The following is a 22663-nucleotide window of genomic DNA, read 5'->3' as shown; positions in this document are numbered from 1 at the left end:
TCGCTCGAGACCGTTGATTCGCGTCCACACTCCCGTTTCGGAAGCAGCAACTAAAAGCGACGCGTCTAGCTCGAGGTGGCACACGGGGCCTCGCGGCTTCGCTCCGACGTTCGATTACGTGTGGGACTGAGCGGCTTGAATCCACTCTGCTGCACGGGCCTGTGTGATCTCTGCGGCCTCCGCGACGGTGGTCGCTTCCGTTCTGGCCAGGTCCGCGAGGGTTTCGATCCCCGCCTCGGCGAGCCGGTCGGCGTAGGTCTGGCCGACGCCATCGATGGCTTGCAGATTCTGCTCCGCAGCGTTTGTCTCCTGCTCGGACGCGGTTTCGATCGCGTCGGTCGTATCGACCGCCAGGTGCTCGGTCGTTTCGGCGGCTTCGTCGATGGTGGCCTCGGCGCTCTCTCGGGTCGTTTCGGCGACCGATTCGGCGTCGTTCTGAGCCGTCCGCATGGTGGCTTCAGTCCCCTGCTGGATGGTTTCGGCGACCTCTTCGGTCTGGCGCTGGACGGTGCCGACGGTTTCCTCGGCTCGACGGACTCCCTCGACCGTCTGCTGTTCGGTCTCCTGGTGTGCGTCGAGGACCGAGTCGATCGACTCCACGAGCATCCGCCGTTGCTGGTCGGTGAGATCCTCGACTGCGTGGAGGAACTCCGTCTCGACCTCGTCCCAGACGTCGTCCTGACTCCGCTCGAACTCGTCGAACTGCTGATCGACCGTCGATCGGATGTCCGCCCCGTCTCCGTTCAGAGCCGACTCGAGCGCGTCGAACTGTGCGTGCAGCAGTTGCTGGACCATCTCGGTCCCCTGCTCGAATCCATCGTTGAACAGCTGCCGTGTCTGTTCCGTTCCCTCTTCGAACCCCTCGTCGATGGTCGACCGGATGTCGTACGCGTCCTCGTCGATGGCCGACTCGAGGGCCTCGAGCTGCGCGTCGAAGAGCTGCCGGGCGAGTTCGGTTCCCTGGCGCTGGGCGCTTCGCTGCATCGCCATACTGTTGTGCAGGAACGTCTCGGCGGCGTTCTCCTGGAACTCGAGTCCCTGCTGGACCAGCTGCTGGCTCTGTTTGATCGATCGGCGCTGCATCTCGAACGTGCTTTCGATAGGTGATGTCGTGTCGGTCATGGGTATCGGGTCCAGCGTCGAGACGAATCGATGCCCCGCCACTGTTTCCTAGCCGGACGAACACGGGCCAGACGAATAAGGCACACCCCTAAATGGTTTTAGAGGGTATTTGATACCACAAAGTGGTATACAGTATCGGCGCGTCGCTGGCTCGCGGTTTTTCGTTCACAGTGTATCGCGAGAGGGGACGACACTCGCTGGTCGGGGCTGGCCGAAGCGGGGTCTCGAGCGACACTCCACCGATCGACTCTGGGCGCGCTCGACACCCGAGAATACGTTGGTTTACCCGCACACTCGAGTCGACCGCTCAGCGCTCGAGACCCCCTTGCTCGGTGACCTCGAGAATGAACTTCACGTTGCGAACGATCTCCTCGGGGGAAGTTTCCTCGCTCTCGTCGTAGAGGTCGCTGGTCCGATACAGGACGTTCGCGAGCTGTTTGCTCTCGCTCGTGTCGCCGCGGACGTCGTCGGCGATCTCGCGGAGGAAAGCGACGCGATCGGGGTCGGGCTCGAATCCGTCATCCGGATCGCTGCCGCCCTCCTCGTCGTTGCCGCTCGAACTCATCGATCCGGAGACGCCGCTTCGCTGTGTCGACTCTGGGAGATGGCCTGACGGTGGACGATCCCGGTATTGTTGGCGACGTTCTCGGTGATCGTCCGGAGGGCGTCGCTGGTCCCGTTCCCGTCTTTCAGGACCGTCGGCTTCCCGCCGTCGCCGCCCTCACGGACGGCCGGGTCGAGCGGGATCGAGCCGAGGAAGGGGAGTTCGTGCTCCTCCGCGAAGGCCTCGCCGCCGCCGGAGCCGAAGATGTCGTGTTCGCCGCCGCAGTCGGGGCAAGCGAAAGTCGACATGTTCTCGGCGATCCCGAGGACGACGGTGTCGTGTTTGGCGAACATCTCGAGGCCCTTGCGGGCGTCGTCCAGCGCGACGTCCTGGGGCGTCGTGACGATGACCGCGCCCGTGACGGGCATCGTCTGGAGCATCGTCAGCTGGGTGTCGCCGGTGCCCGGCGGGAGGTCGACCACGAGGTAGTCGAGGTGGCCCCACTCGACGTCCTCCGTCAGCTGGGTGATGACCTTGTGGACCATCGGACCGCGCCAGATGACCGGGTCGTCCTCGCCGGTGAGGAAGGCCATGCTCATCAGCTTCACGCCGTACTTCTCGGGCGGGACGAGGGTCTCGTCCTCGGTCGCCATCGGCGGCTCGTCGGCGTCGACCATCCGCGGGACGTTCGGTCCGTAGACGTCGGCGTCGAAGAGGCCCACGCGGGCACCCAGTTGCGAGAGACCGGCGGCGAGGTTGACCGCGACCGTCGACTTGCCGACGCCGCCTTTCCCGGAAGCGACGGCGATGACGTTCTTGACGTTGGGCAGGACCTGTTCCTCGCTGGTGAGGTCGTCGCGGTCGGGGACGCTCGCGGTGAGGTCGGGCTCGAGGCCCGCGGCGGTGAGCACCTCGCGGACCTCCGCCGCGACGTCGCTCTCCGTCGGTGAGTAGGGGGCACCCAGGGCGAGATCGACGTCGACCGCGTCGCCGTCGACGGTGATGTCGTTGACGAGTCCGAGCGAAACGATGTCGTCGCCGAGTTCCGGATCCTCGACCGTCCGGAGGCGGTCGCGAACGGCGGCTTCGTCCATGTCACTAGCTACTTCCGGGCGTCGAAAAGGGTTGTGTTCCCACCTCTTTGCTGCGGGTTGCTGAGAAACCGACGGGTTCTCACATCCCGAAACGGGTCCGCCGTTTCGAACGCCCTCGCTCGCGGGTGCATCGCTCGGACACGATCATCCGCAGCTACCGCCTCACCTGTTAGTTGGAGTCCGTCCCTACGCGTTGAAATCGAACCGCGGCCCGCCGTAGGTCGGCGGCTCCGGCTCGAGTTCGATCCCCTGCTCGTAGCGAACGAAGTTCAGGTAGAAGGGACGGCCACAGCCCGCGACCGGATCGCCGTCGAGATCGGTGACGTCGCCGTCCTCGCCGCAGTGGAACTCGATTCCGTCGGCGGACTCGAGGTCGCCGTCCGGCTCCGCGTACTCCCAGCCCGGTTGGGGGACTGTGGTGACGGACCGGTCCGCGAGATCAGGTTCGCGCTCGACGCTGACCACGGCTCCGCAGTGGGGACAAGTGTACCGGACGGTGACGGTCATCGGGCGTTCTAGGGTGCTCGAGAACGTAAACCTGCGGGCGTCGGTGAGGCCGACGACCAGTCGACCCGGCCGCGTAGCGCGCGTTCGAACCGTTTACCCGTCGAGGCTCCGACGGCTAGCTATGACCGAGTTCGATCCCGAGCTCTTCGAGGCGAAGTACGTCCACTACTTCGAGGAACTCGAGGCGGCCTATTCGAACGCGTACCAGCAGCTCCACGGAGAGTACGACTCGACGGTGCTCCGCGCCGTCGATCGACAGGTGCTGAGCGAGAGCGAACCCGTCTACGACGGCGCCGGCGAGTTCCGCGTCGAACTCCCCGAAAATCCCCGCAAGCGAGTTGGGGCGGTAGCCGACCACGAGCAGTTCGATACCGTCCTCGAGACGCTCGTCGATCGGATCGAGGACGAGCTACGGCGGACGTTCGAGTTCGACGAGACCGCCTGACGGGGCCACGACGACCGACGGGCGACGGACGGAACGCGTGAGTGCACCCGGAACACCTTTTGCGATGACGGGAAACCGTGTAGGTATGATCGACGAGACGGCCGAGGAAATCCGCGAGATGCAGACGCACAGCTCCTCGGTGGTCGCGGTCCGCGCGGCCCAGGCCCTCGAGGAGCTGATCGAGCGGGAGTTCGCGACCGTCGAGGAGTACACCCGCGCCCTCGAGCGGAACGGTTCCGTGCTGCGGCGGGCGAACCCCTCGCACGCCTCGCTACAGGTCGCCGTTCGGGAGATCGTCGCCGACGTGACCGACGCCGACCCCGACAGCGTCGCGGCGGCCCGCCGACTCACCAGCGAGAAGATCGACGAGGTCGTCTCGCGGATCGAGTCCGGCAAACGGCTGGCAGCCGAAAACGCCGCCGACGTCCTCGACGACGGCGCGACCGTCCTGACTCACGACTACTCCTCGACGGTCATCGAGGCGCTCGAGCAGGCGACCGCGACCGGCAAGACGTTCGACGTGTACGTCACCGAGGCGCGACCGCGCTATATCGGGCGCAAGACCGCTCGGATGCTCGCCGACCTCGAGGGCGTCGACACGACGCTGATCACCGATAGCGCGCAGGGAATCTATCTCGAGGAGTGCGATCGGGTCGTCGTCGGCATGGACTGTATCGTCGACGACACGCTGTACAACCGCGTCGGCACGTTCCCGATCGCGTCGACGGCCGCCCGACTGGACGTGCCGGTCACCGTTCTCGGCTCGGCGTCGAAGATCGTCAGCGAGGGGTTCGTCTTCGAAAACGAGTTCCGGCCCGGCAGCGAGGTACTGCCCGAACCCGCCGACGGGTTCCGGGTCGAGAACCCCGCCTACGACGCGACGCCGATCGAGTTGCTCGAGAGCGTCATCACGGACGAGGGTCGCTGGGAGTTCTGAACCGGCGACCGGTTCGATCGCGACTGCGTCCCCGATCGAACGGTCCGGCCGTCGTGACGGTCAGGATCGGGTGGCAACAGCCTATCCCCGACACCGGTGTACGGTCCGTATGCGTCTCGTACAGGTGTTCGTTCCCCGAACCGAACTGGACCTCGTTCTCGAGGTGGTAGAGGAGGCCGGCGTCGATTACACCGTCTCCCGGGATACGGACCGCGGCGATTTCGAGGCCCTCGTTTCGATACCCGTCCCGCCGCCGGCAGTCGAACCGCTGCTGGCAGATCTTCGGAGCGCCGGGCTCGACGAGGGCTCGTACACGGTCGTCGTGGCGGCAGAGACGATCGTCTCGGATCGGATCGACGACCTGACCGGTCAGTTCGTGGGGACCAGGATCGCTCGAGAGGAACTTCGGTCCCGGGCGGCGGATCTCGCGCCGACTGCGTCGACCTACTTCAGTCTCCTGATCGTGAGTACGGCGATCGCGACGGCCGGACTGTTGCTCGATTCGGCGGCGACGATCATCGGCGCGATGGTCGTCGCACCGCTGATGGGGCCGGCACTGGCGGCCAGCGTCGGGGTGATCGTCGACGACGATGCGCTTGCGACGCGCGGCGTCACGTTACAGGTGGTCGGACTCGCGGTCGCCGTCCTGACGGCGGCGGTGATCGGCTGGATGCTCAGAGGGTCGGTGTTGCTTCCCCCGGGGTTCGATATTACGGCGGTCCCGCAGATCGAAGAGCGAATCACGCCGAACGTTCTCGCCCTGTTTCTCGCGCTGGGCTCCGGCGTCGCTGCCGTCATCAGCCTGACCCGCAACGTCGGTTCGGTCCTCGTCGGCGTCGCGATCGCCGTCGCGCTCGTGCCGCCCGCGGCCACCGTCGGACTCGGCATCGCCTGGGGGAAGCCAGCGGTCGTCGTCACGGCGGGGACGCTCGTCCTGGTCAACGTGCTCTCGATCAACCTCACCGCGTTGGTCCTGTTGTGGTTCGCAGGGTATCGACCGGAGCGAGCGGAGACCGTCGACCGCGTCTACGGTCGGGTCCGCTCGCGCGTTGCGGTCATCTTGGCCGCGATCCTCGTTCTCTCGGTCGTTCTCGGCGGCGTCACGTACGGGACCTACCGCACCGCAGCGGTCGAATACGACGTCAGTACCGAACTCGAGACGATGAGCGAAGAACAGCTGGCGGCCGGCACCGAACTACAGTTCCGGGAGACCGCGATCGACTACGAACTCGTCGACGTCTACACCGGCGAGCAGCCGACGGTGACGGTCCTCGTGGAACGACCGCCCGACGAGGAACTGCCGGACGACTTCGCCGACGACGTGCGCGAACGGCTGGAGTCGGCGGCCGGCGTCGAGCTCGAGGTGATCGTCGAACTGGTGTCGACCCTTCGGAGCGGCTAACGCCGGGGCGGCCGTTACTCGCGGGCTCCGAACGTCCGCGGCGAGCCGTCGGTCGGACTGGCCCACGCGACCGCGTTGCGAAGCACCCGGCGAATCGCCTCGTTCTCGTAGATCGGATAGGTCTCGTGACCCGGCCGGAAGTAGAATATCCGTCCGTTTCCGCGCCGGTAGCAGCAGCCGCTCCGGAACACCTCGCCGCCCTCGAACCAGCTCGTGAACACCAGCCGGTCCGGTTCGGGGACGTCGAACGGCTCGCCGTACATCTCCGTTTCGGGAAGCTCGATGTACTCGTCGAGCCCGTCGGCGATGGGATGACCGGGATCGACGACCCAGAGCCGCTCGGTGCCGCCGTCCTCGCGGTACTGCAGGCTACAGGACGTCCCCATGAGCCGCTTGAATAGTTTCGCGTAGTGACCCGAGTGCAGCACGATCAGTCCCATTCCCTCGAGCACCCGGTCGTGAACGCGGTCGACGACCGCGTCGGCAACCGCGTCGTGAGCCTCGTGGCCCCACCACAGCAGGACGTCCGTCGACTCGAGTACGCCTTCGGTGAGGCCGTGCTCGGGCTCGTCGAGCGTCGCGGTTCGGACGTCGTGATCGGCGTCGAGAGCGCCGGCGATCGCCTCGTGAATGCCGTCCGGATAGACGGCCGCGACGTCGTCGTCCTCCCGTTCGTGTCGGAACTCGTTCCAGACCGTGACTGCCACCATAGCGACCGGTCGACGCTCCGGCGTCTTATACTGTCTGCCGGACGCCCGGACGGGCACCCGCGGGAACGGAATCGAGGCGTCCGGCGGCGGAACACCGTCGATAGGATCGATCGGACGGATCGCCGTCGGTAATACAGTCTGCAATACCATACATATTCAATATATCTGCACTCTTTCCTCATAATAGTATAGTAACACGTGAAATACGAAATGGTTGTACAGATTAATCGGTCACAACCCTTATTTCGATCGCCGACTGCCTCTCCGTATGGACCGGGATCGAACACTAACGACAGCGAAAGGGTTGATTTCTCACTTCACCTCCAACGCTCCTGCGACGAAATCGGGGATTTGGACATGATCGGTACCGGAATCGGTGTGGGAATCGTCGGCCTCGGAGGGATGGGGAACCTCCACGCGCGAAGCGTCCGGGAACTCGGTGCCGACGTCGTCGCCGGCGTCGACCTCGTCCCGGAGCAGCGCGACCGATTCGGCGCGGAGTTCGGCGCGCGAACCTACGAGACCCACGACGAACTCGTCGTCGACGACGCGGTCGACGCCGTCATCGTGACGACGCCGAACCGGTTCCACGAACCGATCGCCGTCGCGGCTCTCGACGAAGGACTCGACGTCCTCGTCGAGAAACCGCTCGCACACACGCTCGAGAGCGCGGAGCGAATCGCCGAAGCGGCGGCCCGTTCGACGGGTATCTGTATGGTCGGCTTTCACAACCGCCACGCCGCGTCGATGGCCATGTTCGACGAACAGCACGCGCGCGGCCGCTTCGGCGATCTGACCCACGTCGAGGCCAACTACGTCCGCCGACGCGGCGTTCCCGGCCCCGGCTCGTGGTTCACCGATCCCGAACTCGCCGGCGGCGGTGCTCTGCTCGACATCGGCGTTCACGCGCTGGATCTCGCGCTCTACGCCCTCGATTTCCCCGAAATCGTCGAAGTGAGCGGCGTCACGCGAACCACGTTCGGCACCACCGAGGAGTACGCCGATCCGGACGGCTTCGGCGACAACTGGGACGCGGAAGCCGAGACGTACGACGTCGACGACTCCGTCAGCGCCTTCATCCGCTGTGCGGACGGGCAGACGGTCTCGCTCGAGGCCGCGTGGGCGACCAACCGCGAGGAGAGCATGGACTTCCGCGTGCGCGGAACGCGCGCGGGTGCCCAGTTCGACATCGGCGACACCGATCTGCGGATTCTGGAGGCCGGAACGGCCGGCTGCGATCACTACGCCGACGTCAATCTCACCGGTGACGAGACGCTGACCGGCTACGCCAAGCAGGACGAGCAGTTCCTCGAGGCCATCGCCACGGGCACGGTCCCGGAGACGAACACGGTGGCCGAAGCGTTGACCGTCCAGCGAGTCATCGATGCGATCTATCGCTCGAGCGAGACGGGTCGGACGACGACCCTCGCCGACACTCGTGTCAGCGAGGCCCAGCTCGAGCAGGCGACGCGGCTCGACTAGCCGACTCGACGCTCGGTATCGCCTGCGCTCGGTCCCCGTGTGCGACGGCGGACGTGTGTTTCGTCTTCGTGCTCGTTCGCCCCGTACTGGTGAGACCGGTTCCCTGTTGCTGTTGTGTTGCTGTTGTCGTTCCTGTCCTCGTCGTCGTCGCTGGTCCCGTTCTGGTGTCGATGACGGTCGCTGCGACAGCGAGGCAGTCACCGGGACGGAGCCGCGGATGTCGGTGCCGGTGGCCACGCTGTCCGGACGGGAGAAAACCGCAAAAGCCGCTCGGCTCGGCCGTCGACCGGTCTAGAGGACCTCGTCGAAGTCGTGGTGGCCGTGGATGTCGACACCCTCGCCGGTGATCTCCGCGAGGAAGACGCCGTTTCCGGAGCCGGTGTCGCGCTCGACGGCGGACTTGATCCCGCGGGCGGCGACCGTCTTCGCTTCCTCGTTGGACATGTCCGGTTCGTAGGCCTGTTCGAGGTGCCCGTAGGCCAGTTGCATCCCGCTGCCGGTGACGGTGTAGTCGTCTTCCATGACGCCGCCGGCGGGATCGATACTGTAGACGTGGCTGCCCTCGGCGTCGACCCCGCCCAGGATCGGGTGGATGGCGAAGAACGGGCCACCGCGGGCGAAGTTGCCCGCGAGCGACGCCAGCGCGTCGATGCTCATGTCCTCCCCGCGGCGGGCCTCGTAGAGGTTGACCTCGGCGCGGAGCGTCGAGATGAACGACTGGGCACCGCCGACGCTGCCGACGAGCGTGAGGGCGGCGGTCGGGTGGATCTGCTCGACCTTCTGGACGTTCTTGTTCGAGACGAACCGGCCGCCGAGGCTGGCTCGCATGTCCGTCGCGATGATGACGCCGTCGGCAGTGGAGATGCCGATCGTCGTCGTCCCGGTCTTGTTGACGTTGTCCAGATCATCACGCGTCATGTCGTTCTGGGGCATCGATCCGATCTCCGGCTCGTAGGGGTTCGGATCGTCGGCCAACTGGTCGACCGTCCGAGAGAAATCGGAGTCGTGTCTGGGCGTACGCATTGATCGAACTCTACGACCGGGACGGTATAAAACACCGGCGGTCACCGCCCTCGTTTCCGCTTCCGACTGCCCGCAAGCGAGACGGCTCGAGCGACGGGAGCGCGGTGGTTGCGACGAGTCGATCGCATCGGGTGCCGACGGCTCGGCGGTCGGCGTGCCGGAGAATCAGTCAGCGTCGGTCGATCAGTGCTGTGCGGCTTCGTAGGCCTCCTCGACGTTGGCGAGGACGCGGTGAACGGGCAGGGTGAGCCCGGCCTGGCGGGCGGCGATCGCGAGCGGCATCGCGACGATGCCGATCACGATGCACAGTTGGTACAGTGCGAACAGGGTCGCGTGGTACGCGCGGGATATCATCGGCGTTCAGCCATGCCCAGACGGAGGGCATATATAAGTCTTCTTGAAAATAGGAATTTATAATGGTAGTTAATTCCTAATCGGGTCGCCGCCTGCTTGCGATTCAACTGAGGTTGCCGGCGGAACAACTGGAGGCGGACTCGAGCCGAACTACGGGTATGTCGGTGGCAATCGATCCGGGGATTTCTCGTAACTTATGCGAATCATCCGATTCACGTGCGCACGCTCGATCGGTGAAACACGCGAACACGCGTACTGTCTACGAAGCAAGCGCGGACGAACCGCAAAGCAGGAAACCCCTCGGCCCGACCACGGGGTATGGGCAACTATCTCGTCGCGATGGAAGCGGCATGGCTCGTTCGTGACGTCGGTGAGATCGACGACGCGATCGGCGTCGCCGTCAGCGAAGCCGGGAAGCGACTCAACAGCGAAGACATGGACTACGTCGAGGTCGAAGTCGGTGCGACGGGCTGTCCGGCCTGTGGCGAGCCGTTCGACTCGGCCTTTATCGCGGCCGACACCGCGCTCGTCGGCCTCGCGCTCGAGATGGAGGTCTTCAACGCGGACGGCGAGGAACACGCCTCGCGAATCGCCAAGAGCGAGGTCGGTGGCGCGCTGCGCGACGTACCGCTGTCGGTCGTCGAGATCTTCGAGACGGACGCGGACGACGAGTAAGGACGCCGCCGTCTCGTCTGTTCGACGGTTTGGTTTCGCGGTGACCACTCGAGTCGAGGAGCCGTCGGTCTCGGTCCCGACCCGAGCCAACCCAAAGTACTTTCTATAACCCGTGGTTATTGATTCGTATGGAACTCCCGACGCCTGCAGACCTCCGGCAGCGCCGTACCGAACTCGGGCTTACCCAGAGCGAACTGGCGGACACGGCCGACGTCTCCCAGCCGCTGATCGCCCGAATCGAGGGCGGTGACGTCGATCCGCGCCTGTCGACGCTCCGGCGGATCGTCAACGCCCTGGAGAAAGCCGAGAGCGACGTGATCCGCGCCGAGGACCTGATGAACGAGGCCGTCGTCAGCGTGGCTCCCGACGATCCGGTCAGTCAGGCCGCCCAGAAGATGGAGGAGGAGGCTTACTCGCAGTTAGCGGTCATTCAGGACGGTATCCCCGTCGGATCGATCAGCCAGAGCGACCTCGTCCATCTGGACTCCGACGACCGCGACGAACCGATCGAGGAGCACATGAGCGAGAGCTTCCCGACCGTCTCGAAAGACGCCACCCTCGACGAGATCAGCAACTTACTCGAGCACTACAAGGCCGTGATGATCACCGAGGCCGGCGAGACCGTCGGCATCATCACCGAGGCCGACATCGCCGCGCGCCTCTCCTGAGACCGCGAGCGACTCCGGGACCAGTACCGCCTCGCGCGACTCGAGGCGAGCGGCGCGCCGAACCCCGGGCGACGCGCGGCGCTCCTCGCGTTCGGAACGATCGCGATCGGCGGCGTCGGTGCCTGGCTCGCGGGCGCGGTCGCCGATCGCGTCGGCCGTTCGCTCGTCACCAGCGCGTCGATGGTCGTCTCCGGGGCCGCGTGCCTGCTCGCGGGAGCGGTCTACGGGTCGTCGTTCGCCGTGGTCGCCCCCTTCGTGCTGGTCTGGGGCTTTTTCGTCGTCGCGGACTCCGCACAGTTCTCCGCGGCGATCTCGGAATCGCGGACGACAGCTACGTCGGGTCCGCACTGACACTCCAGACGGCCGTCGGGTTCCTCGTGACGATCGGGTCGATCCAGCTGGTTCCCGTCGTGCAGCGCGCCGTGGGCTGGCAGTGGGCGTTCGCCCCGCTCGTCGTCGGGCCGCTGATCGGGACGATCGCGATGCTCAGACTGCGAACGCGGCCGGAATCGGCGTTCCTGGCCGGCGGCAGCGGGTAGTTTCGTGTTCTCTTTTCCAGGACGTATCGTCCCATCCGTTCAATCCTAATACGGCCTTCTATATCGAAGGGGATATTCGCAAATTTTTGCCAAAATATAACGCATTTCGTCCAATTCCTCGCAAATATTGGCGTTCTGGCGGACATTTACACTCACTGTTCGCATTATACTGGGCGTGATGGATATTCGGTGTTCCGTTCGGTCCGGCGCTGTCGCCGGAGTGGTCGATCGATGAGCGAGTTCGTCCCGGGCGAGCTGCTCCCGGCCGACGAGCCGGTGACGATAAACGAGGGGCGGCCGACCGCGGCGGTTACGGTCGAGAACACCGGCGATCGACCGGTTCAGGTCGGCTCCCACTTTCACTTCTTCGAGGTCAACCCCGGACTCGAGTTCGACCGCGAGACCGCCTACGGAACCCGCCTGGACATCCCGGCGGGAACGGCGATCCGGTTCGAGCCGGGGTGTGAACGCGACGTCGACCTCGTCGCAATCGGCGGCGATCGGATCGTCCGCGGGATGGGCGGGCTGGTCGACGGGCGACTCGACGACGAGGACGCGAAAGCGGCGGCGCTCGAGCGCGCTCGAGCGCAGGGCTACCGCTCGGAGGGGTCGCAGTGAGTCGTGACCTCCCGCGAGAGGAGTACACGGAACTGTTCGGGCCGACCGAAGGCGACCGCCTTCGGCTGGGCGATACGAACCTGCTGGCGAAGGTCGACCGCGACCACACGGTTCCCGGCGAAGAGGCTGTCTTCGGCGGCGGAAAGACGATGCGCGACGGGATGGGCATGCAGTCCGGCACGACCCAGGCCGAGGGAGCGCTCGACTGGGCCTTTACGAACGTCGTGATCGTCGACCCCGTGCTGGGCGTTCGGAAGGGAGATATCGGGGTCCGAAACGGGAAGATCGTCGGCGTCGGCAACGCGGGCAATCCGGACGTCATGGCCGACGTCGACATGGTGATCGGTCCGAGCACGGACACGATTCCGGCCGACGGGTTGATCGCGACGCCCGGCGCGCTCGACATCCACGTCCACTTCAACAGCCCGCAACTGGTCGACCACGCGCTCGCCGCGGGCGTGACCACCATGTTCGGCGGCGGGTTCGGCGGCGGTGCGACGACCTGCACGCCGGGTCCGCGGAACATCCAGCGGTTCCTGCAGGCCGCCGAGGAGTGGCCCGTCAACGTCGGTTTCTACGGAAAGGGCAACAGCAGCGAACCCGACGCACTCCGGGAGCAGATTGAGGCCGGCGCGGCAGGGCTCAAACTCCACGAGGACTGGGGCTCGACGCCCGCGGCGATCGACACCTGTCTCGCGGTCGCCGAGGACGAAGACGTCCAGGTCTGTATCCACACGGATACCTTGAACGAGTCGGGCTTCGTCGAGGACACGTTCGACGCCATCGACGGCCGCGCGATCCACACCTTCCACATCGAGGGAGCCGGCGGGGGTCACGCGCCGGACGTGCTCGAACTGATCGGCCACGAGCACATGCTGCCGTCGTCGACGAACCCCTCGATGCCCTACACCGAGAACACGTTCGACGAACACCTCGACATGGTGATGGTCTGTCACCATCTCAACCCCGACGTCCCCGAGGACGTCGCCTTCGCCGAGTCGCGCATCCGCGCGGAGACGCTGGGCGCGGAAGACGTCCTCCACGACACCGGCGCGATCTCGATGATGACCACCGACTCGCAGGCGATGGGCCGGATGGCCGAACTCGTCTGTCGGACGTGGCAGACCGCGCACAAGATGAAGGCCCAGCGCGGCCCGCTCGAGGCCGACGCGGGAACCGAGGCCGACAACGCCCGCATCGAGCGCTACGTCGCGAAGTACACGATCAACCCCGCGATTACGGCGGGGATCGACGACTACGTCGGCTCGCTCGAGCCGGGCAAGCTGGCCGACATCGTGCTGTGGGATCCCGCCTTCTTCGGGAGCAAGCCGCAGGCGGTCGTCAAAGGCGGCTTCCCGGTCTGGTCCCAGATGGGCGAGGCCAACGGCTCGCTGATGACCTGCGAGCCGGTCATCGGCCGCGAACGCGCCGGGGCACAGGGTCGAGCGAAACACGGACTCTCGGTTTCGTTCGTCAGCGAGGCGGCCTACGAGAACGAGGTCGGCGACGCCTACGACCTGCAGACGCCGGTCCGACCCGTCAGCGGCACGCGGTCGGTCAGCAAGTCGGACATGCTCCACAACGACCGCTGCCCGGAGGACGTCGAAATCGACGCGCAGACGTTCGAGGTGGAAGTGGACGGCGAACACGTCGCCTGCGACCCCGCCACGGAACTCCCGCTCGCACAGCGGTACCTGCTCTGAACGCATGATTCACGAACGCACACGGACGACGAGGACGGCGACCGTATCGGCGAGACGACCGACCGACTCGAGCCGAAGAGACACCCTGCTCACCGCGACTGGGGTGAACCGATGAACCTCTCACCGAAGGAGATGGAGCGGCTGACGGTCTTCGTGGCTGCCGAACTCGCTCGGCGGCGCAAGGATCGCGGCGTGCAGCTCAACCACCCCGAGACCGTCGCGTACATCTCCGACTGGGCCTGTGAAGCCGCCCGCGAGGGCAAATCGGTCTCGCAGATCCGATCGGAGGTGACCCAACTGCTCACCCGCGAGGACGTCATGGACGGCGTCCCCGAACTGGTCGACGTGATTCAGGTCGAGCCGGTCTTCCCCGACGGCACCAAGCTCGTCACCGTTCACGATCCGATCCGGGCCGACAGCCGCGAGCAACTCGAGACGGTCGATCCGGACCCCGACGAGGAACTCGGGACGGAGGGCGGACGCGAGGGCGACAGCCGCTCGGAACCGATGGAGGGGGACTGATGGGGTACCGCGACGTCGCGAAGGTCGGCCTCGGCGGTCCCGTCGGCTCCGGCAAGACGGCGATGGTCCGCCGACTGGTGCCCGAACTCGTCGATCGCGACTACGCGGTCGGTGTCATCGCCAACGACATCATGACCCAGGCTGACGCCGACGTCTTCCGGGAGTCGTTCGCCGACCTGCTCCCCGCGGATCTCGTCGAGGGCGTCGAGACCGGGGCCTGTCCGCACACGGGAATCCGCGAGGACCCGTCGATGAATCTCGCGGCAATCGACGAGTTCACCGAGCGACACCCCGAGTTGGACGTGGTCCTGATCGAGAGCGGCGGCGACAACCTCGCCGCGACCTTCAACCCCGAACTCGCGGATTACTTCGTGTTCGTCATCTCGGTCGCCGAGGGGGAGGATATCCCGCGCAAGCGCGGACCCGGCGTCACGCAGGCTGACCTGCTCGTCGTCAACAAGACCGACCTCGCGCCCCACGTCGACGCCGACCTGGCCGTGATCGAAGACGATGCCGCGACGGTCCGCGGTGACGACCCGTTCGTCTTCACCAACTGCAAGGACGGCGAGGGGATCGACGACGTGCTCTCCCACGTCGAGCGGGAGGTGCTGTTCGCGTGAGCGCCGCTGCAAACGCGGCGCGCCTGCCGCCCGCGTTCGAGGCCTACGCCGACGAATCCCTCGCGCAGGCACCCGCCGGCGGCCCCGGCAAGAACGGGCTGCTCGAGGCGACGTTCGCTCGCAGCGGCGAGGGTCCGACGCGTCTGATTCGGGACCGCGCGGCGGTCCCCTACCACTTGACCGGGACGCTCGAGACCGATCCAGCGCCCGGACTCGCGACGGTGGTCGCACAGGAACCGACCGGCGGCGTCGTCCAGGGCGACCGCCATCGGATGGCCGTCGACGCGCGGGCCGGTGCCCGCGCACACGTGACGACCCAGAGCGCGACGACGGTCCACAGCATGGACGCCAACTACGCGCACCTCGACGCCTCGCTCCGGGTCGAGGCGGGAAGTCATCTCGAGTACGTGCCGGGACCGACGATCGTCAACGAGGACGCGCGGTGTCTCCAGACGGTGTCCGTCGACCTGGCCTCGGACACGGTCGTCGTCGTCGCGGACGTGCTCGTGCCGGACGGGCTGAGCGATCACGACCCCTTCAGTTTCGAGCACTACCACGCGCGCGTCGAGGCCGAGTACGACGGCCGTCTGGTCTGTGCCGATGCCGTCGATCTGCGCCCCGACGAGCGCGATCCGCGGGACCCGGCCAGCGTCGGCGAGTACGGTGTCGTCGGCTCCCTGTACGTCTTCGCGCCGGGCGGCGATCGGGACGACGATGGGGGCGGCGCGGGCGCGACCGCGGATTCGAGCCGGACGGATCTCGAGTCGCTCGTCGAGGCGATCCGCAACCGGCTCGCGGACCGCGAGGACGTCGCGGCCGGGGTCTCGCAGCTCCCGGCCGACGCCGGAGCGATCGTTCGGCTCCTCGGTCACCGGCAAACGGACGTGACCGGGGCGCTGCGCGGCGCGTGGGACGAAACGAGACGGGCAACACTCGGGGTCGGCGCACCCGCCGACCGGCGATACTGATGGAGCGAATCGACGGCATCGTCGGCAACGTCCACGCCGACGACGAGCTCGCTGCGTCGCGTGCGGCCCACGAGGAAGCGGACACCCTCGAGCGCGTCGTGATCGACGCCGACAACCGTCGCCGATCGCGGTTTCGGGCGACGACCGACCGGGGGACGGACGTAGGCGTCGTCGTCGATAAACCCGCGGTGTCGGCCGGCGACGTCCTGCTCGCCGAGGACGATCGGCTGATCGTCGTCGCGTTCGAACCCCGCGACGCGCTCGCGGTCACGCTGCCCGACGCGACGCCGGAGCGCCTCGAGGCGGCGGTCGAACTCGGCCACCGCGTCGGCAACCAGCACTGGGACCTCGCGGTCGAGGAAGGGACCGTCTACGTCCCGCTCGAGGCGGATCGCCACATCGTCGAGCGCGTCGTCGCCGACGTCGTTCCGGGGTCCGACGTTCGGGAGACGACGGTCGAAGCCGACCTGTTCGTGGCGGACCTCGAGGCGGAGAGGACCGGTTCCGACGGGGTTTCCGAACACGGGAACGGGGTCGAGCACGGGCACGGCCGCGGCGGCGTGGACCACACCCACGAGCACGGCACTGACGGAATCGACCATTCCCACGAGCACGATCACGCCCATGACCACTGATCCCGGCTCCTTCCTGACGGCGCTTCGACTCTCGGACTCGTTTCTCCCCGTCGGCGGGTACACGGCCTCCTACGGCCTCGAGCAGTATCTCAACGAGGACCGAATCGAGACCGGCGACGACCTTCGGGCGCTGCTCGCGGCCTATCTCCGGCGCGTGGTCGGCCCCTGCGAAACCGTCGCGCTGGCGAGCGCACACGCCGCGAGCGGCGACGGGGAACTCGAGCGACTGCTGGCCGTCGACGAGCGACTCCACGCGGTGACGATGCCCCGGGAATTCCGCGAGAGTTCGACGAAGGCGGGTGCGAAGCTCTCCGAACTGGTCGGTTCGGGCTCGATCGAGGGTGCGGAGCCTCGCGAGGAGGGAGACGCGGGACGCGCCGCCCCGTCGCCGGCGGCCGACGGCGGCGACCTCACGGCTGCCATGGCCGACGCGATCGAGACCGACGCGACCCCCGGCCATTACCCGGTCGTCTTCGGTGTCGTCAGTCAGTCGCGGGGGGTCGCACGGCTCGAGGCCTGCCTCAGCCACGCGTACTCGTTCGTCACCGGGCTGCTGGGCGCGGCGCAGCGGCTCGGGCGGTTCGGCCACACGGAGATCCAGTCGGTGCTCGAGTCGCTCGAACCGGTCATCACCGCGGTCTGCGAACGCCACGTCGACGACGACGCGGCGGCGATGGCTTCCTTCGCGCCGCTGGCCGAAATCATGGGAATGCGCCACGAACGCGCCGGAAGACGGCTGTTCATGAGCTAACGAACGCGGCGAAGCGGCGTCGAACGCGGCCGCTGCGACCGAGCACCGGCCTACTCGACGTCGGGGCGGGGCGCGTTCTCGTACTTGATCATCTTCTCGGGTTTATCGGAAATCGTCTCGTAGATCCGTTTGAGCGTCTCCTCGGCCGCGAGCAGGTTGTGATCGTCGAGGAGGGCCCGCCCCTCGTCGGTCAGTCGGTAGAACGTCCAGGGGTAGCCCTGCTGTCGCTCGTCTTCCGGGAGCACGACCGATTCGACGATTCCGGCGTCGATCAGCTTCTGGACGTGCTTGTAGACCGTCGCCTCGCTCACGCTCGGGTTCAACTGCTCGAGTTCGTACATCGACGGCAGCCCCTCGGGGTGTTGGAGGATATTGGAAAGCAGTGCGAACCGCGTCTCCTGGGTCACGAAGCGGACGAGTTCGCGGGCGGTGTCCCCCTCCGGCGTCCCCACGTCGGTGCTCATAGAGCCAGTTACGGACCGCGACACCAAGTAGTTTACCCTGGAGTAACTCACCCGTCGGTAACTTGCTGGCACCCGCATCGACTATTGGAAACGGAAATAACACGGTAACTACTTTCCCTAATTCACGAGAATCCGTAGGCATGACAGACGACGATTCGCCGGTCCCCGACCCCGAGGCGGTGCTCGCGAGCGCGACGGAGCGGCTCGAGGCCGCGGAGCTCTCGCTCGCGGACAACGAGGAGCTCCTCCACGCGGTGAGCGAACTCCGGCCGCTCTACGAGAGCGAGCGGTCGTACTTCGTCCTCGGGAACTACGATCGCGAGCCGATCCGTCGACTAAATCTGGTCGTCGATCGCCTGAACCGCCGGTCGGGTGTCTACGCCTTTCGGATGGTCGACGTCCGCGGCGAGTGGGACAACGGGATCCAGAAGTTCTGTCTGCTCGCCGATCTCGTCACCCACGTCGTCGGAGTCGCCGAGCGGGACCCGAGCGGCTTTCTCGTCGAACAGGGCGTGCTCGCGGGCACCGAGGAGTACTTCGAGAAGACCTACGTGCTCAAGCGGGAGTACCCGGACGAGGACCGACCCTACGGCTGGATGGAGGACGGCGTCTTCGACCTGCTCGAGTCGGATGGACGGCTGTACCAGTGGGAGACCGAGGACGAACTCGTCGAAGCCGCGGAACGGATTCCCTGATCACGGCTCGAACAGGGACGCCATCACCGCGGACTCGGCTTTCTGGAGGTGCTCCGCCGCGGTCGCGGTCGCACAGTCCAGCTCGTCGGCGACGTCCTCGCTCGTCGCGTCGCGGGGCACGTCGTAGTAGCCGAGTTCGAGGGCGGTTTCGACCGCGTCCCGCTGCCGGGGAGACAGTCGACCGACGACGCTATCGGGGGCGACCCGCTTCCCCCCGACTGCCTCGACGGTGACGCCAACCGCGTCGGGAACGCCGTCGACTGCGGCCTGAATGTCCGCCTCCGTTCCGACGATCGTGTACGTGGTGCTCCCGTCTTCGTTGCACTCGATCGGCGGGACCGTCATCAGGCTTCCCCGCGTGAAGTTCTCGAACAACGAGCGCGCGGCCGGCGACACGGTGCCCTCGAAAAAGCAGTAACACGACCGATCCGTAATCGGGAGCAGTTCGTACGCCGAGACCATCTCGCTCTCGTCGAGCACGCGTTCGAACCGCTCGTACTCGCCCTCGAGCCGGAACAGAAACGCCGTCGGCGGTGTCGAAACGTTCCAGTTAACGATCCGGGCTCGCTCGAGGTAGCTCGCGCCGCCCGCCAGCCGTTCGTATATCGTCGGGGCGTAGTCGCCCCGCGGACGCAGCGTTATTCGAACGCGTTTCATAGGTCACCGTTCGGCGGCTGGCTGAAAACGATTGCTCCGAGCGCGGACTGGTGGCCGTGTCTCGAACGCGTGCACGGGCACCATATAAACCGACCCGAGAGATTCGGCCGCACTGATTACTGCCTGCAGCCCGCTCGTTCGAGCATGGAACGAAACGTCGGCGGATCGGATCGAATCGTCAGGGGCGTCCTCGGAACCTGGTTGCTCGCGGTCGCCGTCGCGGCGGTTCTCGCCGATCGGCGCGCGACTGCCGTGACTGCGACGATCGCGGCCGCCGGCCTCCTGTTCAACGCGACCACCCGGTTCTGCGGCGGGAACTACCTGCTCGGCATCGATACGACCGACTCGGCGTCCTGTTCGCGGGAGTAACGCGACGGCGGGTCGAGCGAACGGCTTCAGCGGTGTCCGGACACCGGCACCGGCTCGTACGGCTCCTCGAGGTGCTCGAGATCCGAATCGGTGAGCTCGATCTCGAGGGCTTCGACGGCCTGCTCTAGGTGTTCGACGCTGGTCGTCCCGACGATCGGCGCGTCGACCCACTCCTGGTGGAGCAGCCACGAGAGTGCGATCTGGGCCATCGTCGCGTTTTTGTCGTCGGCCAGATCGGCGACGCGCTCGTTGATCTCCTGGCCGCCGCCCTCGCGGTAGGGGTGGTCGTACAGGTGCTCCTCCGTCTCGCCGCGGGTGGTCGCGTCGATCTCCTCGTGCGGGCGCGTCAGGTAGCCCCGAGCCAGCGGCGACCACGGGAGAACGCCGACGGCTTCGTTCTCACACAGCGGCAGCATCTCCCGCTCTTCCTCGCGGTAGACGAGGTTGTAGTGGTTCTGCATCGTGACGAACCGTTCGAGTCCCAGCGAGTCGCTCGTGTGCAACGCGTCGGCGAACTGGTGGGCCCACATCGAGGAGGCCCCGATGTAGCGGACGTGTCCCCGTCGCACGGCGTCGTCGAGCGTCCGGAGGGTCGTCTCGATCGGCGTGTCGTAATCCCAGCGGTGGAGCTGGTAGAGGTCGATCGTCTCCATTCCCAGTCGGTCGCGGCTGGCCGCCAGCTCCTGTTCGATCGCCTTCCGGGAGAGCCCGCCCGAGTTCGGATCGTCGTCGCGCATCCGGAAGAAGCCCTTCGTCGCGACCACCGTCTCCTCGCGGCGGCCCTCGAGCGCCTCGCCGAGGATGCGCTCGGACTCGCCCCGCGAGTACATGTTCGCCGTGTCGAAGAAGTTGATCCCGAGGTCGAGCGCCCGATCGATGATCTCCGTGCTCTCCTCGTCCTCGAGAACCCACTCGCGCCAGTCGCTCGAGCCGAAGCTCATGCAGCCGAGACAGAGGCGACTGACCGCCATGCCGGTCGAACCGAGGGTCGTGTATTCCATAGCGGTTGTAGGAGAACCGGAGAGAAAACAGTACGTGGTACGGCAACCACTATCACTATCGCCCGGCGTTATTTTTTAGTGACGAAAACGTCTACGACCGGTTGTCTATGGCGGACGAACACGACGACCGAGAGGCGAAACGCAACGAGGACGGCGGTATCGTCTCGCGAATCAAGAACGTGTTCGATCGCAGCTGATCCGGACGGCCGGTTTCGATCGGGTATCGGCTTTTTTCGCGCGTGACGACCACCGACGGAGACGATCGCGGACGTCGAGCGAAGAGAGCCGTCTAGCGGCCCAACAGCCGCCGGACGACGTTTCGTTTGCTGGGTCGCTCGGCGAGCAGGACCGAACTGTCGACCTCGTTGACGACGTCCATGTGGAGGGAATCGCTCACGAGCCGCGAGAGCAGTCCCGACTCCGTCGCGCCGATGATCACGAGCGAGTTATCGGCCGCTTCGCGACAGATCGCCCCCTCGACGTCGCCCGAGTCGTCGATCGTGAGGTCCGCGTTCTCGAGGCCGTGTTCGGCGGCCCAGTTCGCGAGGAACGCCCGGCCGTCCGCGCGTTCCTCGGCGTCGTCGACGACGTGCAAGAGGGAGATGGACGACCCGTCGGCCTGCTCGAGCGTTCGGGCGACTTCGGCGCTGAGGTCCGAGTCCGGACCGCCCGCGGTCGGGAGGAGGATGCGTGACGTGTCCAGTTCTCTGTCCTTGAGGACGAGGAAGTCACTGGGGAGGTTACTGGTCAGCTTGCTGATCCGCCCCTCGGCACGGCCCGCTCCCCACGGGAGATCGTCTCCCCAGCCGAGGACGACGAGGTCCGCTCGTTCGCGCTCTGCGGTGTCGAAGACGTCTTCGAACGACCGGTGAGAGACGACCGTCGAGGTCTCACAGCCGATATCGTACGAGGAGACCGTCTCTCGAATCCCCTTCATCTGCTTCTCGGATTCGGAGACGATCCGCTGGTTGCGCCCGGAACCGTACCGCATCGATCGGCGCTCGGGTACCTGGACGATGTGGACGGCGTGAACCACCGCGTTCTCGTGGTTGTTCGCCAGCGTACAGGCCAGATCCACGATCCGCGACTCGGTTCGGGGGTTCGAGATCGGGACGAGCACGCGGTAGGTCTCGCCGTTGTCGACCGCGGTCGACTCGGCGGTATCGATCAGGGGGACGTACGAGCGGCCGGCGTAGCCCCCGAACAGCCACTCCCGCATCGAGAGCTGGCGCTCGTTCCCCTCGAACCGGGCCGACTCGAGTCGTCGCTCGCTCGTCTGGAAGTAGTTGACGACGGTCACCAGGAGGATACCTCCGATGGTGTTCCCGAGTAGGACCGGCAGGACGAACTGGGTCAGGCCGACGAGCGGATCGAGTTGGCCGAGGAAGACGACGTAGGCCATCTCGGTGAAGGAGGTGACGACGTGGAACAGATTCCCGATCGGGATCGCGAGGAAGGCCATGTAGACGATCACGATCCTGGCGATCGTCTCGCGGGCGGAGTACTCCACCCAGACGACGCCGGCGACGATCAGGCCGGCGAAGGCGGCCTTGAAGAACAGGTCCCACCACGGCGTCTCCGGGCCGTGGGTCCCGAGATGCATCGCCGCCTCGGCCGCCTCGGGGGAAAACACGCCGCCCCAGGCGAGCACCGCTGCGCCGATCAGGCCGCCGGTGAAGTTCCCGGCCAGCACGATCGACCAGTGGCGCAGGAGGGCGGGAAGGCTGGCGATCCGCTCTAAGGTGAGCGCGACCGGCGGCAGCGTGTTCTCGGTGTAGAGCTGGTAGCCGCCGATGATGATGTAGACGAACCCGAGCGGATAGAGCAAGGCGCTCAGTATCGGGTGGCCGTCGGTCGAGCCGTACAGCGAGGCGTACAGCAGGACCGTGATCGAGATCGCGAATCCGGCGGCGATACCGCTGAAGAAAAGCTCGCGGCTCCCCGAGGTGACCTCCTCGTCCGCCGCGGCGACGATCCGCTGAAAGACCTCGTCGGCGGAGAAGCGATCCCGGACGACCGCCCCCACGGCCGGAGCACCGCTTCTGGACCGTTCGACCGCCTCTCGAACCTGTTCCTGTTCGGGCGGCTCGCGAGCCCGCTGTTGTTCCTGGTTGGGCGGATCGTGGTCCGTCCGCTCCTGGTCGGGATTACTCATTAG

General features: G+C 66.3%; 26 protein-coding genes and 1 pseudogene. 16 read left to right on the top strand and 11 right to left on the bottom strand.

The window, feature by feature from the left end; genetic code table 11:
• Positions 1-114: 114 nt before the first annotated feature.
• From BMX07_RS07275 to BMX07_RS07260, 4 genes are all read right to left on the bottom strand, one after another.
• On the bottom strand, positions 115-1122 hold the full coding sequence (locus BMX07_RS07275) for a helix-hairpin-helix domain-containing protein (protein ID WP_090616102.1): 1008 nt from the start codon (positions 1120-1122) through the stop codon (positions 115-117).
• A 307-nt stretch (positions 1123-1429) separates the two neighbouring features.
• Positions 1430-1687, bottom strand: coding sequence for a DUF7976 family protein (locus BMX07_RS07270; protein ID WP_090616100.1), 258 nt, complete (start codon positions 1685-1687; stop codon positions 1430-1432).
• A complete protein-coding gene (locus tag BMX07_RS07265) occupies positions 1684-2760 on the bottom strand; it encodes an Mrp/NBP35 family ATP-binding protein (protein ID WP_090616095.1) in 1077 nt (358 codons plus the stop codon). Before BMX07_RS07265 ends, BMX07_RS07270 begins: the two co-directional genes overlap by 4 nt.
• 186 nt (positions 2761-2946) lie before the next feature.
• Positions 2947-3267: a DUF7969 family protein gene (locus BMX07_RS07260; RefSeq protein WP_090616091.1), complete on the bottom strand. Its 321-nt coding sequence runs from the start codon at positions 3265-3267 to the stop codon at positions 2947-2949.
• A gap of 121 nt (positions 3268-3388) precedes the next feature.
• Here BMX07_RS07260 and BMX07_RS07255 point away from each other — a divergent pair, with 121 nt between their 5' ends.
• The 3 genes from BMX07_RS07255 to BMX07_RS07245 all read left to right on the top strand — a co-directional run bounded on the left by BMX07_RS07255 (position 3389) and on the right by BMX07_RS07245 (position 6051).
• Positions 3389-3712: a DUF5783 family protein gene (locus BMX07_RS07255; protein ID WP_090616087.1), complete on the top strand. Its 324-nt coding sequence runs from the start codon at positions 3389-3391 to the stop codon at positions 3710-3712.
• Positions 3713-3797: 85 nt separating this feature from the next.
• Positions 3798-4649: an eIF2B alpha/beta/delta subunit family protein gene (locus BMX07_RS07250; RefSeq protein ID WP_090616082.1), complete on the top strand. Its 852-nt coding sequence runs from the start codon at positions 3798-3800 to the stop codon at positions 4647-4649.
• Between the two features lie 109 nt (positions 4650-4758).
• Positions 4759-6051: a TIGR00341 family protein gene (locus tag BMX07_RS07245; protein WP_090616078.1), complete on the top strand. Its 1293-nt coding sequence runs from the start codon at positions 4759-4761 to the stop codon at positions 6049-6051.
• A gap of 14 nt (positions 6052-6065) precedes the next feature.
• On the opposite strand, the gene BMX07_RS07240 is transcribed toward BMX07_RS07245, so the two are convergent.
• Positions 6066-6761 (bottom strand): ThuA domain-containing protein, encoded by a 696-nt coding sequence (locus BMX07_RS07240; protein WP_090616075.1) that lies wholly within the window; start codon positions 6759-6761, stop codon positions 6066-6068.
• Between the two features lie 357 nt (positions 6762-7118).
• Here BMX07_RS07240 and BMX07_RS07235 point away from each other — a divergent pair, with 357 nt between their 5' ends.
• Positions 7119-8243: a Gfo/Idh/MocA family protein gene (locus BMX07_RS07235; RefSeq protein WP_090616072.1), complete on the top strand. Its 1125-nt coding sequence runs from the start codon at positions 7119-7121 to the stop codon at positions 8241-8243.
• 291 nt (positions 8244-8534) lie between these two features.
• Here the strand turns inward: BMX07_RS07235 and psmB are convergent, their stop codons facing one another.
• Positions 8535-9266: an archaeal proteasome endopeptidase complex subunit beta gene (psmB, locus tag BMX07_RS07230; RefSeq protein ID WP_090616068.1), complete on the bottom strand. Its 732-nt coding sequence runs from the start codon at positions 9264-9266 to the stop codon at positions 8535-8537.
• Between the two features lie 183 nt (positions 9267-9449).
• Positions 9450-9620: a hypothetical protein gene (locus BMX07_RS24305; RefSeq protein WP_175480077.1), complete on the bottom strand. Its 171-nt coding sequence runs from the start codon at positions 9618-9620 to the stop codon at positions 9450-9452.
• Positions 9621-9938: 318 nt separating this feature from the next.
• On the opposite strand from BMX07_RS24305, the gene BMX07_RS07225 reads away from it, so the two are divergent.
• The 10 genes and pseudogenes from BMX07_RS07225 to BMX07_RS07180 all read left to right on the top strand — a co-directional run bounded on the left by BMX07_RS07225 (position 9939) and on the right by BMX07_RS07180 (position 17319).
• On the top strand, positions 9939-10295 hold the full coding sequence (locus BMX07_RS07225) for a DUF555 domain-containing protein (protein ID WP_090616065.1): 357 nt from the start codon (positions 9939-9941) through the stop codon (positions 10293-10295).
• Positions 10296-10423: 128 nt separating this feature from the next.
• Entirely contained in the window at positions 10424-10963 is a 540-nt protein-coding gene (locus BMX07_RS07220; RefSeq protein ID WP_090616061.1) for a CBS domain-containing protein, read from the top strand.
• A 24-nt stretch (positions 10964-10987) separates the two neighbouring features.
• A pseudogene (locus BMX07_RS25620) lies at positions 10988-11502 on the top strand (MFS transporter); the annotation flags it as partial.
• Between the two features lie 231 nt (positions 11503-11733).
• Positions 11734-12120 carry an urease subunit beta gene (locus BMX07_RS07210; RefSeq protein WP_090616056.1) on the top strand — a complete coding sequence of 129 codons (387 nt, stop codon included), beginning with the start codon at positions 11734-11736 and terminating at the stop codon, positions 12118-12120.
• A complete protein-coding gene (gene ureC, locus BMX07_RS07205; protein ID WP_090616053.1) occupies positions 12117-13823 on the top strand; it encodes an urease subunit alpha in 1707 nt (568 codons plus the stop codon). Before BMX07_RS07210 ends, ureC begins: the two co-directional genes overlap by 4 nt.
• A gap of 111 nt (positions 13824-13934) precedes the next feature.
• Positions 13935-14345 (top strand): urease subunit gamma, encoded by a 411-nt coding sequence (locus tag BMX07_RS07200; protein WP_090616048.1) that lies wholly within the window; start codon positions 13935-13937, stop codon positions 14343-14345.
• Positions 14345-14965 (top strand): urease accessory protein UreG, encoded by a 621-nt coding sequence (gene ureG, locus BMX07_RS07195; RefSeq protein ID WP_090616045.1) that lies wholly within the window; start codon positions 14345-14347, stop codon positions 14963-14965. The genes BMX07_RS07200 and ureG overlap by 1 nt, the downstream gene beginning before the upstream one ends.
• Positions 14962-15933, top strand: a complete 972-nt coding sequence (locus BMX07_RS07190) for an urease accessory protein UreD (protein WP_090616041.1) — start codon at positions 14962-14964, stop codon at positions 15931-15933. The genes ureG and BMX07_RS07190 overlap by 4 nt, the downstream gene beginning before the upstream one ends.
• Positions 15933-16568 (top strand): urease accessory protein UreE, encoded by a 636-nt coding sequence (ureE, locus tag BMX07_RS07185; protein ID WP_090616033.1) that lies wholly within the window; start codon positions 15933-15935, stop codon positions 16566-16568. Before BMX07_RS07190 ends, ureE begins: the two co-directional genes overlap by 1 nt.
• Complete coding sequence (locus tag BMX07_RS07180; protein WP_090616029.1) at positions 16558-17319, top strand: urease accessory protein UreF; 762 nt, start codon at positions 16558-16560, stop codon at positions 17317-17319. The genes ureE and BMX07_RS07180 overlap by 11 nt, the downstream gene beginning before the upstream one ends.
• 50 nt (positions 17320-17369) lie before the next feature.
• Here BMX07_RS07180 and BMX07_RS07175 read toward each other — a convergent pair whose 3' ends face one another.
• A complete protein-coding gene (locus BMX07_RS07175; protein ID WP_090616025.1) occupies positions 17370-17783 on the bottom strand; it encodes a MarR family winged helix-turn-helix transcriptional regulator in 414 nt (137 codons plus the stop codon).
• 140 nt (positions 17784-17923) lie between these two features.
• Between BMX07_RS07175 and BMX07_RS07170 the strand changes: the two genes are divergently transcribed.
• Positions 17924-18478, top strand: a complete 555-nt coding sequence (locus tag BMX07_RS07170) for a DUF8170 family protein (protein ID WP_090616021.1) — start codon at positions 17924-17926, stop codon at positions 18476-18478.
• Here BMX07_RS07170 and BMX07_RS07165 read toward each other — a convergent pair whose 3' ends face one another.
• On the bottom strand, positions 18479-19135 hold the full coding sequence (locus BMX07_RS07165; RefSeq protein WP_090616017.1) for a helix-turn-helix domain-containing protein: 657 nt from the start codon (positions 19133-19135) through the stop codon (positions 18479-18481). It abuts the gene before it with no gap.
• A gap of 144 nt (positions 19136-19279) precedes the next feature.
• Here BMX07_RS07165 and BMX07_RS07160 point away from each other — a divergent pair, with 144 nt between their 5' ends.
• Entirely contained in the window at positions 19280-19504 is a 225-nt protein-coding gene (locus tag BMX07_RS07160; protein ID WP_090616014.1) for a YgaP-like transmembrane domain, read from the top strand.
• A gap of 26 nt (positions 19505-19530) precedes the next feature.
• Here BMX07_RS07160 and BMX07_RS07155 read toward each other — a convergent pair whose 3' ends face one another.
• Together BMX07_RS07155 and BMX07_RS07150 are read right to left on the bottom strand one after the other, a co-directional pair.
• Positions 19531-20505, bottom strand: a complete 975-nt coding sequence (locus tag BMX07_RS07155; RefSeq protein ID WP_090616010.1) for an aldo/keto reductase — start codon at positions 20503-20505, stop codon at positions 19531-19533.
• A gap of 289 nt (positions 20506-20794) precedes the next feature.
• Positions 20795-22660, bottom strand: a complete 1866-nt coding sequence (locus BMX07_RS07150) for a formate/nitrite transporter family protein (protein WP_090616006.1) — start codon at positions 22658-22660, stop codon at positions 20795-20797.
• Between the last annotated feature and the right edge of the window lie 3 nt (positions 22661-22663).

This window comes from Natrinema salaciae, assembly GCF_900110865.1.
Classification (GTDB): Archaea; Halobacteriota; Halobacteria; order Halobacteriales; family Natrialbaceae; genus Natrinema; species Natrinema salaciae.
This window is presented reverse-complemented; position numbering and strand designations above follow the sequence as displayed.